The sequence below is a fragment of the Anaerococcus obesiensis ph10 genome, from assembly GCF_000311745.1.
GTDB lineage: Bacteria > Bacillota > Clostridia > Tissierellales > Peptoniphilaceae > Anaerococcus > Anaerococcus vaginalis.
In genome coordinates this window covers 294,787-310,504 of sequence record NZ_HE978531.1, presented here as the reverse complement: position 1 = coordinate 310,504, position 15,718 = coordinate 294,787, and the positions used below count along the sequence as shown (strand labels likewise).

Below are 15,718 nucleotides of genomic sequence, written 5' to 3'. Positions count from 1 at the left end.
TGCTTCTGCCATATTTATTTTTTTAATTTAAAATGAACAATCAACATTATCAAAAATGATGTAAATAATGTTATAAAGGCAGAAAATATATATGATGATAAATGAGTTTTGTAAGAAATAAAAATTCCATCTGGTGCTGCTACAATTAAAACATATCTTAGCATAATATATCCCAAAATATATCCAAGAATAATGCCAAAAAATGTTAAAATATATGTTTCCCTATAAATATAGGAAGTTGTTTCTCTAGGATAAAATCCTAAAACTTTTGTAGTTGCAAGTTCTTTTTTTCTCTCGCTCACATTAATATTAGTCAAATTATACAAAACTACAACGGCAAGTAGCATAGAAACCACGGTAATAATTCCAATTACTAGATTTAAATTTGCCATTAAAGTGTCCATCGTTTCGTAAAATTTACTTGGCTCTATAATACTTTGACTTATTTTATTTTCCAATATTTTATTTTTAATTTGACCGCCTGCTTTTACTAGATTAGCATTTGCAATAAAATCTTTGCCAAATTTATTTTTATATGCATTTTTTGTCATATAAATATAATCATCAATATAATTTTCGGCAATATCTTTAATGTCCGTTTCTACAATTTTATAATCTAATTCAAATTTTAATTTTTTGTTTGATTTTAAATTATTTGATAAATTTTTACTAATTACAACTTTATTATTATCAAGTGAAATTTTTTTCTTATTTTTATCCCTTATTTTTATAAAATCATCAATTCTTTCTCTATCATCAAAAACAATTAAATTAACTTTTTTATTTTTATCTTTCAAGCTTACATCTACATTCTCATAGATAATTTTCATAGATTCTGTATCTTTTAAAATACTTTCATAAGATTTTTTATCTTCTTTTTTGGCATTTTTATCAAAAATTGATATAAAATCATATTTTGTAATTTCTTGTTTTTGCAATTTAGATGTATCTTTAACAGAATCAATCATGGCAAAACCAAAAAATAAAAGTGCAGTACAACCACCCACTCCAAAAATTGTCATAAACATTCTAGATTTATACCTAAATAAATTTCTAAATGTAATTTTTGTCATAAAAGATAGGCTATTCCAAATAAATTTAATTTTTTCAAGAAATATCCTAGATCCATTTTTTGGAGCTTTAGCTCTTAATAAATCTGCTGTTTGCTCTTTTACTTCGCTTATGCTTGTAAAATAAACAGTTAGTGAAATTAAAAAAGTAGATAAAAATATAGTAAATAAAATTATCCAAAACGAATTTATAAATTCCAAATCTAAAACTCTAAATCCAGTTGAATATGCTTTAAAAATAACTTTACAAACTATATATTTTCCAATTAATGAACCGATTAAAGAACCAAAAATCGTAGGAATTAATCCGTAAATAAAAAATTTTCTACCTATATCAAAATTAGAATAACCCAAAGCTTTCAAAGTTCCGTTTTGTATTCTTTGTTCTTCAATATATCTTTTTATTGTTGTAAGAGAAACAAGAAGGGCGATAAAATAAAAAAATGTTGGAAAAACTTTTGATAATTCGTCCATATTTAAACTATTTTTGTAATAGCTATCAATAGATTTATTTAAAAATATGCTTTCAAATTCATAAGTAGGATCAATTAAATTTACCAAATTTTCTCGAGCTTCATTAATTTTTTCATATCCCTTTTTGATTTTATTTTTAGCCTTTTTTTCTTCGTCTTCAAACTTTTTATTCGCCTTATCAAGCTCACTTTCTTTTTCTAAAAGTTCATTAAAAGAAGACTTTAACTTTTCTTCTCCCTTAATTTTTTCATCATCTAATTTTCTTTTTCCATTCTTATAAGAAATCAAAGCTGAGTTTAATTTTTTTTCATTATTATCAAGTTCTATCTTGCCTTGTTTTAATTTATTTGATGCATCAATTTTTTCTTTTTCAAATTTCTCTTTTGATAGCTTATATAAAGAGTTTTTTTCATCCAACTCTCTTTTTGCTTTATCTAATTTTTTCAAATTTTCATTTATTGGACTCATAGCATTTTGGTAAGCTTCATCAAATTTATTTTTATTTGCTAAATACTCCTTATTTAACTTATCCAATATAATTTCACTTTGAGAAATTTTAATATTTAAATCTTCTTTTTTTTCATTTAAAGAAAGTAATTCTTTTTTTATATTTTCAATTTCTTTTTTATTTTCTTCATTATCACTCAAGTTTGATAATACTTCTAATTTTTTCTCTAAATTTTCTATTTTTGAATTTATTTCATTTAATTCAGATTTGTAATTTGTTAGATTTGTATTTTCCTCATTTTTTTTATCTTCCAAATTTTTAAGCATAGCTTTTTTTTCTAAAAAAGAATTTTCGATTAAAGACTTGCTCGAATTTATCTTATTATAATTTTTATCAATTTCTTCATAAGCCTTATCTATTTTCTCTTTTGAATCGTTTAATTTTTCTTCATTTTTTTTCATTTGTTCATTAAAAGAAAGAAAATTTTTATTGTAGCTTTTTTTACCACTATTTAATTTAGAAAATCCTTGGTCAATTTGTTTTTTTGATGCACCTAACTTTTCATAGGCATCGTTAATTTTAACCTTAAATTCATCTTCTGCTTTGTTGTATGAATTTATACCATCTAACAACTTTTCGTTTGCATCTATAAGTTTATCTTTTTGTTCTTGTAATTTTTTCTCACTAGAAGATAGTTCATTTTCTTTTTCATTAAGTTTTTTATTAGCATCAGCTTTTACTCTTTTTAAAACTTGACTAGGTCTGTTTTTTAAATCTTTTTTTAGATTTTCTCTTTTTTCTTTTACATAAGATTTATATTCATCAGAAAATCTATCCATATTTTTTGTTTTTTTATAACTAATATCAACTTCACTAATCTCATCAGTTTTAAAATTATCTTTGTTTATATAGGCAAAAGAAAAAACCATTTCTTTTCCCTTATAAGAAACATCCCTTACTTCATCCATCAAATATTCAGAAGAATTTGCAAAACCTACGACCTTATATTTTTTATATTTTAGTAAATCATCTAATTTTTCATCATCTATTGACTTAAAATATATATAGTCGCCTAGTTTATAATTTTTTTTCAATAATTCATCTAAAATTATTTCTTCATCATTTTTGATTTTTCTTCCCTTTATTATATTTAATTTTTCAATATCTTTATCATAAGATTTTACAGAAATAAGCTTATCTTTAGCATATAAATCCAAATTTTTTTTATAAGCAAGCTTATCAATATCCTCATCCTTTTCGATAATTAACTTATCTTCGTTTTTAATTCCATAAGTTGCTTTAATAATTATATCTGGATGTTTATTTTTATTTAAAGTCTTATTTAGAGTTTTTCGCATTGAAGGCCCAGTCATAAAAAGGGCAACAACAACCATAGAAGCAAGCATTATCATAACAAAAATCGAAAAAATCTTGCCTTTGGTTTGTTTTATATCCCTAAAAATTGACCTATAATAATTATTTTTTTTCATTTTACCACTCTATATTTTCAACATTTTCCGGATTTTCATTGACATAAGAATTTACAATTGTGCCATCTTTTAGTTCAAAAACCTTATCTGCTATATCTTTTATTGCACCATTATGAGTTATAATAATTACAGTAGTGTTTAAATTTTTTGCAGTATCTTGCAATAATTTCAAAATTGATTTTCCAGTTTTATAATCCAAAGCTCCTGTTGGCTCATCGCACAATAAAAGTTTTGGGTTTTTGGCAATTGCTCTTGCAATTGCTACTCTTTGTTGTTCCCCACCTGAAAGTTGAGAAGGAAAAGAATTCTTTCTATGAGAAAGTCCTACCTCATCCAAGGCTTTTTCAGCATCCATATTATCTTTTGCGATTTCACTAGCAAGCTCAACATTTTCGATGCTTGTAAGATTTGGTATTAAATTATAAAATTGAAAAACAAAACCTACGTCATCTCTTCTATATTTAGTCAATTCTTTTTCATTCATTTTTGATAGGTTTTTCTTATCAACAATTATTTCTCCATCACTTAAAGTATCCATTCCACCAATTAAATTTAAAAGTGTAGTCTTTCCTGCTCCACTTGCTCCTACAATTATAACAAGCTCGCCTTCATCTATACTTAAATTAATATTATCATTTGCAACAATCTTATTTCTACCAACTTCAAAATACTTGTATACATTTTTTAATTCTATATATGCCATATCATTAATAATTTTTGAGTGCTCTTTCTATTTTTCTTTTAGCATCATTTTTCTTTATAGTTTCTCTTTTATCATAGATTTTTTTACCCTTTGCAAGAGCAATTTCCGCTTTGATCAAGCCATCTTTTAGGTAAATTTTATTTACAATCATAGTATAACCTGCTTGAGAAACTTTTCCAATTAATTTATCAATTTCTTTTTTATGAAGCAAAAGCTTTCTAGTTCTAATTGGATCAATATTTTTTTCGTAGGATTGTTCATAAGGTGTAACATTCATATTATAAATAAATAATTCTCCCTTATAATCCCCAACGTGAGATTCCTTTATCGAAACTTTTCCTTCTCTTATACTTTTTACTTCATTTCCCTTTAATTCAATTCCAGCCTCATATTTTTCTTCCAAAAAATAATCATGTTTTGCTTTTTTATTATTAGCTAAAATTTTCAAATTCTTCCTCCAACAAATCGAAATCTATATTTCTTTTTTCAAGATCTACATTTTTAACTTCAATCAAAACTTTTTGTCCAATTTTATATCTTTTATTATTATCTCTATTTACACAAGATAGCTTTTGTTCAATATATTCAAAATGATCGTCAGAAAATTTATACATAAAACATCCTTCAACCGTATTTTCAAGTTCAATAAAAATCCCAAAATCTGTAATCGTTGAAATAATTCCTTGAAATTTCTCTCCAATATATTTTTTCATATATTTACACTTATATAAATCTTCTACATCTCTTTCACATTCTTCACTATTTCTTTCTGTAATTGATAAGTGTTCTGCATTTTTTGCTAATTGTTTTTCTAATGATGATTGGCTTATATTTTCAAATTTATTATCAACAAAATCTTTTACAAGCCTATGAACAATTAAATCAGGATACCTTCTTATAGGAGCTGTAAAATGTGTATAATATTTTGTTGCTAAACCAAAATGAATATCCCTATAATTTGCATATTTTGCTTTTCTCATTGTCCTAAGCATTAACATATTTACAAGACTTTCATCATCTTTTCCTGAAACTTCTTTTAAAATTTCTTGGAAATCTTTTGGATGAAGTTCTTTTCCCTTAATATTATAGCCTAATGTGTTTAAAATATTTTTGAAAGATTCTACCTTTTCATCTTTTGGCTTTTCATGAATTCTATATAATGATGGAAAATCCATGTAAGCAAATAAACTAGCTATAGTTTCATTTGAAACTAACATAAATTCCTCTATCATTTTATTTGCAGATCCTCTTTCAAAAATAGAAATATTTAAAACATCTCCTTTTTCATTTACATCAATTTGACTTTCCGTAAAATTAAAATCTATAGCTCCTCTTTTTTCTCTTTTATTTTTTAAAATTTTGTATAATTTGTCAAATAATTCTAATTTTTCTATCAAAATTTCATCATCATAAACTTTGTCTTTATTATCCAAATAATCATTTACATCATCGTAGACTAACCTATAGTTAGATTTGATCATAGACTTATATATTTTATAATCAACAACTTTACCTGATTTGTTAATTCTCATTTTTAAACTTAAAGCAAGTCTATTTTCATTTGGATTTAAAGAACATATTCCATTAGATAATTCCTCTGGTAGCATAGGCAAAACTATATTGTATAAATAAGTTGAATTTCCTCTTTGATAAGCTTCCTTATCAATTTCACTATTTTCTTTTACATAATGGCTTACATCTGCAATATGAACATATAAAATAAAATCTTCTTCATCTTTTTCTATAGATATTGCATCATCAAAATCTTTAGAATCCCTACCATCAATCGTAACTGTAAATAAATCCCTTAAATCTTTTCTATCTTTTTGTTTTGAAATATCTATTTCTTTTTCAATAAAAACAGCTTCTTTTTTTGTTTTTTTTGAAAAATTATCTTTTAATCCGTAAGATCTTATTATTGATAAAACATCAACATTAAAATCATTTTTATTTCCTAAAACTTCTACAATTTTTCCTTCTGGAGAGCCATTTTTTGGATATTTTATAATTTCACAAACTACCTTGTCATTATTTTTTGCTTTTTTTGAAAATTTTTCATCAATATAAATATCTGAAGATAAGTTATCTCTATCGCTTATTACAAATCCAAATCCCTTATTTTTTTTATAAAGTCCAACAATTTGATTTGTATTTCTTTGAAGAATTTCTACTACTTTTCCTTCAGCATTTTTCCCATATTCTTTTTCTTTTATAATTTCAATTTTAACCCTATCTTTGTCATTTGCTGAATTTAAATTATTTTGAGAAATAAAAACATCCATATATTCATTATTATCAGAAATAAAAAATCCATATCCACCTTGAGCGAGTGAAATTTCTCCCATAAGTGATTTATCATCATTACTTAATGGATGAATTTTATTTTTTGAGCTTATTTTGATTTCATTTTCTTTAGCAAGTTTTTTAATAATTTTTTTTACATCTTTTTTTATATACTTATCACAATCCAAATATCTTAACATCTCATCAATAGTCATTGGCTTGTAATTTTTATCGTTTACTATATTTATAATTAAATCTTTAAAATTCATATTTTCTCCTATTAAAAAAGAGGCTAGTGAAAGCCTTCTTAACTTGCCTTACAAATTAAAAATCTTTACTAAACCCCTTAGTTTATTGCAAGAAGTATTGTACTTAATAAAAATAAGACAACACCTGCAAAAATTACAACCTTATCTAACATTTCGTTTTTTGATTTATGAGCGCTTCTACCAAATACATTTGTTTCTTGACCAGCTAAGGTTCCAAGCCCATCAGTTTTTGGTTCTTGTAAGGTTACTGCTATAACCAAAATTACAGAAGCTATCATCAATAATACTGATAATACTGTTGTCATCTGACACCTCCGTTTTCATACTATTTTATAATATCACAATTATATAAATTTTACAATAAAAAGAGGGGCTTTCTATTATTTTACCCCTCTATTTATTAAATAATAATATTATTTATTAATATTATAGAATGCTTTAAGTCCTTTAAACTTAGCTGTATCAAATAATTCATCTTCAATTCTTAGAAGTTGATTATATTTTGCAACTCTATCAGTTCTTGATGGAGCTCCAGTTTTAATTTGTCCAGCATTAACAGCTACAACTAAGTCTGAAATTGTTGTATCTTCAGTTTCTCCTGATCTGTGAGAAACAACTGCAGTATATCCTGCTTCTTTTGCCATTTCAATAGCATTTAATGTTTCAGTTAAAGAACCTATTTGGTTTACTTTGATAAGGATAGAGTTAGCAACGCCTTCTTTAATTCCTTTTTCAAGTTTTTTAGTATTTGTTACGAATAGGTCATCCCCTACTAATTGAACTTTATTTCCAAGTCTTTTTGTAAGTTTTGCCCATCCTTCCCAGTCATTTTCATCAAGTCCATCTTCGATTGAAATAATTGGATATTTTCCTACTAATTCTTCTAACCAATCAATCATTTCATCTTCTGTTTTAACTGTGCCTTCTCCATCTAAATGATATTTTCCATCTTCTTTGTTGTAAAATTCACTTGATGCACAGTCCATAGCTATATAAACATCTTTTCCTGGTTCATAGCCTGCTTCTTTTATAGCTTCACAGATAATTTCTAGAGCTTCTTCATTTGATTTTAAGTTTGGAGCAAATCCACCTTCATCACCTACAGCTGTATTGTAGCCTTTGTTTGAAAGAACTTTTTTAAGGCTGTGGAATACTTCTGCGCCCATTTGTAAAGCATGTGAAAAACTTTCAGCTCCTAGTGGGAAAATCATAAATTCTTGAATATCTACAGAGTTATCAGCGTGTTCTCCACCATTTAAAATATTCATCATTGGTGTAGGAAGAAGCTTTGCATTAGCTCCTCCAATATAATTATATAGAGAAACACCTTGTTCATCTGCTGCAGCTTTTGCTACTGCAAGAGAAACTCCAAGAATTGCATTTGCACCTAATTTTCCTTTATTTTCTGTTCCATCAAGTTCAATCATTGCTTTATCTATTCCGATTTGATCAGAAACATCATAAGTAAATTCTAATTCTTCAGCTATGATTTCATTTACATTATTAACAGCTTTAAGAACAGATTTTCCTAAATAATAATCTTTATCGCCATCTCTTAGTTCAACTGCTTCCCATTCACCTGTTGATGCGCCTGATGGTACGCTTGCTCTACCGAAACCACCTTCTTCTGTTACTACTTCAACTTCTACAGTTGGATTTCCTCTTGAATCTAATATTTGTCTAGCATATACGCTTGAAATTAAGCTCATCTTATTCTCCTTATATTTTTATTTTTTGTGATTAATTAATTGTTCAAAGTCATTTGCTTTAAGGCTTGCTCCACCTATTAGTCCACCGTCAATATTTTCTTTTGCTAATAATTCTTTAACATTAGCTGGTTTCATTGAACCACCATATTGAATTCTAATTTTTCCAGCACAATCTTCACAGAATGCTTCTTTTATATAATTTCTAATAAAAGCACACATGTCATCAGCATCTTCTGCAGATGCAGTCTTGCCAGTTCCTATAGCCCAGATTGGTTCGTAAGCAATAATAACTTTTGTTATATCTTTACCTTCAATTCCTTTAAGATCTTTTTCAAGTTGTTCTTTAACTTTTTCTTCTTGTTTATTAGCTTCTCTTTCTTCTAAAGTTTCGCCAACACAAAGAATTGGAACTATATCATGATCAAGTGCTGAAAGGACTTTTTTGTTGATTAGTTCATCGTCTTCATTAAAATATTCACGTCTTTCAGAGTGTCCCAAAATTACGTAATCAGCTTTTATGTCATTTAACATTTTTGGAGAAATTTCTCCAGTATAAGCTCCACTTTCTTCAAAGTACATGTTTTGAGCACCAAATTTTATATCTGAATCTTTTAAAATCTCACTTGCAAGTAAAAGGTCAATCGCTGGTACACAAACACCTTTTTCTACGCTTTCATCAAGGTCAAGTTCTACTAATTCTTCTAGCAAAGATTTAGCTTCGCTAGGAGTCATATTCATTTTCCAATTTCCTACTATTACAGGTGTACGCATATCTACTCCTTATTTTTCATCTATACAATCAATTCCTGGTAGAGTTTTTCCTTCTAAAAATTCTAGACTTGCTCCACCACCTGTTGATACGTGAGTAATTTTATCCTTATATCCTGCTTCTTCTATAGCAAGTGCACTATCTCCACCACCTACTATTGTTGTTGCAGAAGAATCTGCCAAGGCTTTTGCTACTTCATTAGTTCCATTAGCAAATACTTTTACTTCAAATACTCCCATAGGTCCATTCCATACAACTGTTTTTGCTTTCTTTATAATATCAGCATATTCTTTTGCAGTTTTTGGTCCAATATCTAAAGCTTCTTTATCTTGTGGGATATTATCAATATCAACTATTTCAGTTTCAGCATCTTCTTTTATTTCATCAGCAATAACTACATCTTTTGGTAAAAGTATTTTTACATTATTTGCTTCAGCTTTTTTAATTAATTCTAAAGACAAATCCATCTTGTCTTCTTCAAGAAGTGATTTTCCTATTTCTTTTCCTTGCGCTTTTAAGAAAGTATAAGCCATTCCTCCGCCGATTAAAATATAATCAACTTTTGAAATTAAATTTTCTATTACGCCAATTTTATCTGAAACTTTTGCTCCACCTAGGATTGAAACGAATGGTTTTTCTGGATTTTCCAAAGCTTTGCCCATTATTTCAATTTCTTTTTGAATTAAAAATCCTACAGCACTTTCAAGATTACTTGCTACACCAACATTAGAAGCGTGAGCTCTGTGGCTTGTTCCAAAAGCATCATTTACAAACAAATCAGCAAGTGATGATAATTCTTTTGCAAATTCTGGGTCATTTTTTGTTTCGCCTTTTACATATCTTGTATTTTCAAGCAAAGCAAGATTTCCATTTTCAAGCTTTTCTACTTCCTCTTTTACTTTTTCATCAACTACTACATCTGATGGTAAAAAGTGGAATTTTTCTCCATAGTGATTTTCTAACCACTCTGCTACTGGTTTTAATGAAAATTCTGGATTTGCTTCTCCTTTTGGTCTTCCCAAATGGCTCATCAAAATAACTTTTGCATTATTTTCTAATAGGTAGTCAATTGTTGGAAGGGCAGCTTTTATTCTTGTATCATCAGAAATTGTATGATTTCCGTCTTTTGATAAAGGAACGTTAAAGTCTACTCTTACCAAAACTTTTTTACCTTCAACATTTAAGTCTTTTACAGTTTTTTTATTCATAATTCTCCTCTAAAAAAGGCGAGAATAATATCTCGCCTGTCTAACTCTTAAAGATTTGCTAAGTAATCAAGTGTTCTAACTAGGTTAGATACGTATCCCATTTCATTGTCATACCATGCAACAGTTTTAACAACTTGAGTTCCATCTGTTCCTTCAACTATTTTTGTAAGTTGAGAATCAAATATTGAACCTGCTGGATAACCTATTATATCGCTTGATACAATATCATCTTCTGTGTAAGCAAATGCATCTGATGAGTATTTTTTCATTGCTGCATTAACTTCTTCTACTGTAACTTTCTTTTCTAATACTGAGTATAGTTCTGTAATAGATCCTGTAATTGTTGGAACTCTCAATGCAGAACCGTCAATTTTTCCTTCTACTTCTGGAAGTACTTTTCCTACAGCTTTTGCAGCTCCTGTTGATGCAGGAATTGTATTTTGTGCTGCAGCTCTACCACCTCTTAAGTCTTTTTTAGAAGCTGGTGTATCTTGAATAGCTTGTGTAGCTGTATAAGCATGGATTGTTGACATTTGTCCTGAAACAAATCCAAATTCATTTTTTAGAACGTTAACCATTGGTGCTAAGCAGTTTGTTGTACAACTTGCTCCAGAAACTACAGTTTCAGATCCATCAAGTATTTCATGATTTACTCCAAATACTATTGTTTTTAAATCTCCTTTTCCTGGTGCAGAAATAAGAACTTTTTTAGCTCCAGCTTTTATGTGTGCTTCTGCTTTTTCTTTTTCTGTAAAGAATCCTGTACATTCAAGCACTATATCAACACCTAATTCTTTCCAAGGTAAATCTTCTGGATTTCTTTCAGCAAAAACTTTGATATCTTTGCCATTGATTTTAAATCCATCATCTGTTAGTTCAGCATCTCCGTTAAATCTTCCTTGAGCAGTATCATATTTAAATGCATATAATAAACCTTTTTTATCAATAAGGTCATTGATTGCTACTACTTCAATATTTTCTTCTACTTCAGAAATTCTTCTTAGTGTAAGACGTCCTATTCTTCCAAATCCATTAATAGCTACTTTTGTTGTCATTATTTCCTCCTAAGTGCTTTTTCAATGTGTTTTACAATAATTATTTTACTAATTGACGTTTTTTTGTCAAGTTAGTTCTACCAATTACCATTTTCAATATACTTATTTGCCATTTCGCTAGCAATACATCCATCACTTGCAGCTGTTACCATTTGCCTAATTTTTTTGACTCTAGTGTCTCCTACAGCAAATACTCCTTTAACATTTGTTTTCATATCCTCATCTGTTGGAATATATCCATTTTCTAATTCAACTTGGTCTTTAAACAAATCTGTTTGTGGAACATTTCCTATATATACAAAAACTCCAATTGGACTATCGTCGTCATTTTTTATTGTTTTTAATTCATTAGTTTGTGTATTTTTCAAAACTAATTCTTTTACTTCGCTATCTCCTTTTATTTCTTCAACTGTATAATTTAATAAGAAAGAAATTTTTTCATTATCTTTGCATCTATCAATAACAGTTTGACTTGCTCTAAGTCCTTCTCTTCTGTGAATTATTGTTACACTTTTTCCAAATTTTGTAAGGTACAAAGCTTCTTCAAGGGCAGCTTCTCCACCACCTACTACATAAATATCTAGTCCTTGATAAAATGGACCATCACAAGTTGAACAATATGAAACTCCAAGATTTGCAAATTCTTTTTCGCCTTTTACATTTAATTTTCTATGGCTTGCTCCTGTTGAAAGGATTACAACTTTCGTTTCATAAACTTCATCTTTTGTATAAACTTTTTTAACATCGCCCAAAAGTTCTACTTTTGTTACTTCTTGATATTTTATATCGCAAAACTGTTTGGCTTGTTCTTCCATTCTATCAGATAGGGCAAGTCCACCAGCATCTTTCATTGATCCTGGATAATTTTCTACATGTTCTGTTGTAGCAATTTGTCCACCTGCTATATCTTTTTCTAAAATTAATGTTTTTAATTTTGCTCTTCCTGCATAAAGACCTGCTGTAAGTCCCGCAGGGCCTGCTCCTATAATAATTACATCAAACATTTAATCACCTCTATTAATTAAAAAATTATTTTGCCTAAGACCTTCATATAAAACTATTGCAACTGAATTGGCTAAATTAAGTGACCTATCCATATTTTTTGTCATTGGAATTGTATAAACCCTATCTTTAAATTTTTCTATTATTTTTTTATCAATTCCTTCTTTTTCCCTGCCAAAAATCAAATAATCTCCATCTTTGTAAGAAATATCTGCATAATTTTTATCACTACCAGTTTCAATAAGATAAATATTTTTCCCTTTTATATATTCCAAAAATTCTTCCATTGAGTCGTGAACTACTAAATCAAGTTTATCCCAATAATCAATGCCTGCTTTTTTTAAACTTTTATCTGAAAAATCAAATTTAAATGGTCTTATTAAATGGAGTCTTGATTCGGTTAATACACAGGTTCTTGAAATATTTCCTACATTTCCAGGATGTTCTGGTGAAATTAAAACTATATTAAACATGGGAATTTTTCTCCAATACTATATTTATTGCCTCAACTAAGCCAAAATTTTCATTTGTTGAAACAGTATAGTCGCAAACTTCCTTTACCTTTTCAATAGAATTTCCCATAGCAAATGATAGTATTGAATTTTCTAACATAGGAATGTCATTATCTTGATCTCCAATTGCTGCAATCTCATTTTTATTTATACCCAGAAAACTTCCTATCTCACTTATTCCATTAAACTTGTTTACATCTTTTTCCATAATCTCAATAACTTTATCATTTGAGCTTGTAGCATAAAGGTCTAACTCTTTAACTTTTTCTAAAACCATAATCTTTTCTTCTTTTTTTTCTACATCTGGAAAAATTTGAAATTTTAAGGCGGTATTTTTTCTATTATTTAATTCTTTTAATGGATTTGTTGAAAATGAAAAATTCACTTGATAATTCATTCCGTACTGACTATCTTTTTTCAAATGATTAAATCTTTCTGGTCTAATTCTGTTTGAATAGTATGTATCTACGTCATAAAATTGATAGGAAAGCTCATAGTTTTCGCTAAAATTTATAAGCTCTTTGATTTTTTTATCTTCAATTCCTTTTGTGTATATTGGTTTTTCTTTATTTATCATAGCAAGTGCTCCATTGTTTGTAACAAATGGATTATCAATGCCTGTTAAAGACATTAAATATCTAACTGAAGGCATAGCTCTGCCTGATGTAAATACAAATTTAATTCCATTTTCATCTAATTTTTTTAGGGCATCTATTGTTTCTTTTCTTAAAATTGAATTATTGTCAAGACTTGTTCCATCCAAGTCCATTGCAAATAATTTTATCATCTTCTCTCCTTATAATCTTCGCATAAATCTCTTAAATCACATTCTTCACATAAGGGATTTCTTGCCTTACAAATTTTTCTTCCATGAGCAATTATTTGGTGATGAAGTTTTGACCATTTTTCTTTTGGCAAATTTTTTCTTAAATCTTTTTCTGTATTCAAAACATCTTTGCTAGCTGCAAGTCCAATTCTATTTGAAACTCTTTGAACATGAGTATCTACTGCTATTGCATCAATGCCAAAAGCATTGCTCATTACAACATTGGCAGTTTTTCTTCCAACGCCTGGAAGTTTTGTTAAATCTTTCATATTATTTGGAACTTTTCCATCAAATTCTCTAATAAGCATTATTGAGGCATTTTTTATATTTTTTGCCTTATTTTTATATAAACCACAAGTTTTTATATAAGATTCAATTTCTTTTATATCCATATTAGAAAAATCTTCTGGAGTATTTGCGAATTTAAACATATTGCTTGTAACTTTATTTACCCTAACATCTGTACATTGGGCAGACAAAATTGTTGCAATTAAAAGCTCAAATGGCGTTGTAAAATCTAAAAAACTTTTATCTAAATTTGGATACATTTGATCTAATCTATCAACAACTTCATTAATTTCACTTTTGTTTAAAATAATTATCACCTCTTTATCGTTTTATCATTATACCCTTAAATATAAAAATATTAATTGAAGAAATTTTCTGTCTATTATATAATTATTTTTGAATTGGAGTGATTAAATGTTTAATATAAAGAAAAAAGAATTCAAAAAATTTGATTGGCTTTTGTTTTTGAGCACAACTTTTTTGAGTATATATGGACTATTTGTCCTTTATTCTGCTTTTTCTGGAAATTTTTCAGAAATTAAAAGCCAAATTATTGCTAGTATTTTAGGATTTTCTTTTATAATACTTATTTGCACAATGGATCTAGATGTTTTAAAAAAAGCAGCTTACCCAGTTTATGGAGTTTCTCTATTGCTTTTGATTTTAACTATTTTTTTAGGACAAGGTGCTGAAAGATGGGGTTCAAATTCTTGGCTAATTATTGGACCTGTTCAAATCCAACCATCAGAAATTACAAAAATAGGAATTATTTTTGCCTTAGCAGCATATTTAGAAAAATATAAGGACGAAATTAACAATCCATCAAGATTGATAAAAACTTTAATTTTTGCATTTTTGCCAATAGTTTTTATTTTGTTGCAACCAGATTTTGGTACAGCTATGGTTTATATTTTCTTTATAGCTGTAATGCTTTTTTTGGCAGGTCTTTCTTGGAAATGGATTGTTGGACTTTTAGCTGTGGCAGTTTTGGGAGCTTTGTTTTTATTATTAAATCTAGAAGGCTATAAGGCTGATAGAATTCACGATTTTTTAGACCCATCAAGGGATACATCAGGAAGTGGATGGCAACAACAACAAGGTTTAATAGCTATTGCTTCAGGAATGTTATCTGGTAGAGGATTTATGCAAGGAACTCAAGCACAATATGGTTATATTCCAGAAAAAGAAAGTGATTTTATATTCTCAGTTCTTGCAGAAGAATTAGGATTTATTGGAGCTATACTAATGTTAATTGCTTTTGTAATTATGATTTATAGACTTTTAACAATAAGCAAAAATTCAAAAAACTACTTTATTTCTTTAATGGTTGCTGGTATCTGTGCAATGTTTTTTGTCCATATTTTTGAAAATGTGGCAATGACTATAGGACTTATGCCTGTAACAGGAATTCCCCTCCCATTTTTTTCATCAGGTGGAACATTCTTACTAATTTGTTTTATAAATATAGGACTTGCCCTATCAGCATCAATGCAAAAATCATCCTATGATATTGAAGATACAAGTTATTACGAAACTATAAAATTTAAAAATACACCTAATAAAAATATAAATTTATCTGAGAATAAATAAAAAAATCCTTGCAAAAATTAAT

General features: G+C 27.9%; 14 protein-coding genes. 1 reads left to right on the top strand and 13 read right to left on the bottom strand.

Annotation, left to right across the window (positions count from 1 at the left end; all coding sequences use genetic code 11):
• Positions 1-14: 14 nt before the first annotated feature.
• The 13 genes from HGAG_RS10385 to nth all read right to left on the bottom strand — a co-directional run bounded on the left by HGAG_RS10385 (position 15) and on the right by nth (position 14,423).
• Positions 15-3,482, bottom strand: a complete 3,468-nt coding sequence (locus HGAG_RS10385) for an FtsX-like permease family protein (protein ID WP_019117626.1) — start codon at positions 3,480-3,482, stop codon at positions 15-17.
• A gap of 1 nt (position 3,483) precedes the next feature.
• Positions 3,484-4,185, bottom strand: a complete 702-nt coding sequence (locus tag HGAG_RS01575) for an ABC transporter ATP-binding protein (protein ID WP_019117625.1) — start codon at positions 4,183-4,185, stop codon at positions 3,484-3,486.
• Positions 4,186-4,189: 4 nt separating this feature from the next.
• Entirely contained in the window at positions 4,190-4,633 is a 444-nt protein-coding gene (smpB, locus tag HGAG_RS01570) for an SsrA-binding protein SmpB (protein WP_019117624.1), read from the bottom strand.
• Complete coding sequence (rnr, locus tag HGAG_RS01565) at positions 4,617-6,737, bottom strand: ribonuclease R (RefSeq protein ID WP_019117623.1); 2,121 nt, start codon at positions 6,735-6,737, stop codon at positions 4,617-4,619. The genes smpB and rnr overlap by 17 nt, the downstream gene beginning before the upstream one ends.
• Before the next feature lie 77 nt (positions 6,738-6,814).
• A complete protein-coding gene (gene secG / locus HGAG_RS01560) occupies positions 6,815-7,042 on the bottom strand; it encodes a preprotein translocase subunit SecG (RefSeq protein WP_004838883.1) in 228 nt (75 codons plus the stop codon).
• Positions 7,043-7,150: 108 nt separating this feature from the next.
• Positions 7,151-8,446 carry a phosphopyruvate hydratase gene (gene eno, locus HGAG_RS01555; RefSeq protein ID WP_019117622.1) on the bottom strand — a complete coding sequence of 432 codons (1,296 nt, stop codon included), beginning with the start codon at positions 8,444-8,446 and terminating at the stop codon, positions 7,151-7,153.
• An 18-nt stretch (positions 8,447-8,464) separates the two neighbouring features.
• The gene (gene tpiA, locus HGAG_RS01550) at positions 8,465-9,217 is read right to left on the bottom strand and encodes a triose-phosphate isomerase (protein ID WP_019117621.1); all 753 of its coding nucleotides are present in this window, start codon (positions 9,215-9,217) and stop codon (positions 8,465-8,467) included.
• A gap of 9 nt (positions 9,218-9,226) precedes the next feature.
• Positions 9,227-10,423, bottom strand: coding sequence for a phosphoglycerate kinase (locus HGAG_RS01545; protein WP_019117620.1), 1,197 nt, complete (start codon positions 10,421-10,423; stop codon positions 9,227-9,229).
• 47 nt (positions 10,424-10,470) lie between these two features.
• Positions 10,471-11,478 carry a type I glyceraldehyde-3-phosphate dehydrogenase gene (gene gap, locus HGAG_RS01540; RefSeq protein WP_004838887.1) on the bottom strand — a complete coding sequence of 336 codons (1,008 nt, stop codon included), beginning with the start codon at positions 11,476-11,478 and terminating at the stop codon, positions 10,471-10,473.
• A 77-nt stretch (positions 11,479-11,555) separates the two neighbouring features.
• Positions 11,556-12,482: a thioredoxin-disulfide reductase gene (gene trxB, locus HGAG_RS01535; protein ID WP_019117619.1), complete on the bottom strand. Its 927-nt coding sequence runs from the start codon at positions 12,480-12,482 to the stop codon at positions 11,556-11,558.
• Positions 12,483-12,953 (bottom strand): tRNA (cytidine(34)-2'-O)-methyltransferase, encoded by a 471-nt coding sequence (locus HGAG_RS01530; protein WP_019117618.1) that lies wholly within the window; start codon positions 12,951-12,953, stop codon positions 12,483-12,485.
• Positions 12,946-13,779 (bottom strand): Cof-type HAD-IIB family hydrolase, encoded by an 834-nt coding sequence (locus HGAG_RS01525; protein ID WP_019117617.1) that lies wholly within the window; start codon positions 13,777-13,779, stop codon positions 12,946-12,948. The genes HGAG_RS01530 and HGAG_RS01525 overlap by 8 nt, the downstream gene beginning before the upstream one ends.
• The gene (gene nth, locus HGAG_RS01520) at positions 13,776-14,423 is read right to left on the bottom strand and encodes an endonuclease III (protein ID WP_019117616.1); all 648 of its coding nucleotides are present in this window, start codon (positions 14,421-14,423) and stop codon (positions 13,776-13,778) included. The genes HGAG_RS01525 and nth overlap by 4 nt, the downstream gene beginning before the upstream one ends.
• Positions 14,424-14,520: 97 nt before the next feature.
• Here nth and rodA point away from each other — a divergent pair, with 97 nt between their 5' ends.
• The gene (gene rodA, locus HGAG_RS01515; protein ID WP_019117615.1) at positions 14,521-15,696 is read left to right on the top strand and encodes a rod shape-determining protein RodA; all 1,176 of its coding nucleotides are present in this window, start codon (positions 14,521-14,523) and stop codon (positions 15,694-15,696) included.
• Positions 15,697-15,718: the final 22 nt, after the last annotated feature.

Excerpts from the sequence above, each read along its gene's own strand:
- HGAG_RS10385 (WP_019117626.1), bottom strand. The coding sequence starts at position 3,482 with ATGAAAAAAAATAATTATTATAGGTCAATTTTTAGGGATATAAAACAA.
- HGAG_RS01575 (WP_019117625.1), bottom strand. The coding sequence starts at position 4,185 with ATGGCATATATAGAATTAAAAAATGTATACAAGTATTTTGAAGTTGGT.
- rnr (WP_019117623.1), bottom strand. The coding sequence starts at position 6,737 with ATGAATTTTAAAGATTTAATTATAAATATAGTAAACGATAAAAATTAC.
- secG (WP_004838883.1), bottom strand. The coding sequence starts at position 7,042 with ATGACAACAGTATTATCAGTATTATTGATGATAGCTTCTGTAATTTTG.
- eno (WP_019117622.1), bottom strand. The coding sequence starts at position 8,446 with ATGAGCTTAATTTCAAGCGTATATGCTAGACAAATATTAGATTCAAGA.
- tpiA (WP_019117621.1), bottom strand. The coding sequence starts at position 9,217 with ATGCGTACACCTGTAATAGTAGGAAATTGGAAAATGAATATGACTCCT.
- HGAG_RS01545 (WP_019117620.1), bottom strand. The coding sequence starts at position 10,423 with ATGAATAAAAAAACTGTAAAAGACTTAAATGTTGAAGGTAAAAAAGTT.
- gap (WP_004838887.1), bottom strand. The coding sequence starts at position 11,478 with ATGACAACAAAAGTAGCTATTAATGGATTTGGAAGAATAGGACGTCTT.
- trxB (WP_019117619.1), bottom strand. The coding sequence starts at position 12,482 with ATGTTTGATGTAATTATTATAGGAGCAGGCCCTGCGGGACTTACAGCA.
- HGAG_RS01530 (WP_019117618.1), bottom strand. The coding sequence starts at position 12,953 with ATGTTTAATATAGTTTTAATTTCACCAGAACATCCTGGAAATGTAGGA.
- HGAG_RS01525 (WP_019117617.1), bottom strand. The coding sequence starts at position 13,779 with ATGATAAAATTATTTGCAATGGACTTGGATGGAACAAGTCTTGACAAT.
- rodA (WP_019117615.1), top strand. The coding sequence starts at position 14,521 with ATGTTTAATATAAAGAAAAAAGAATTCAAAAAATTTGATTGGCTTTTG.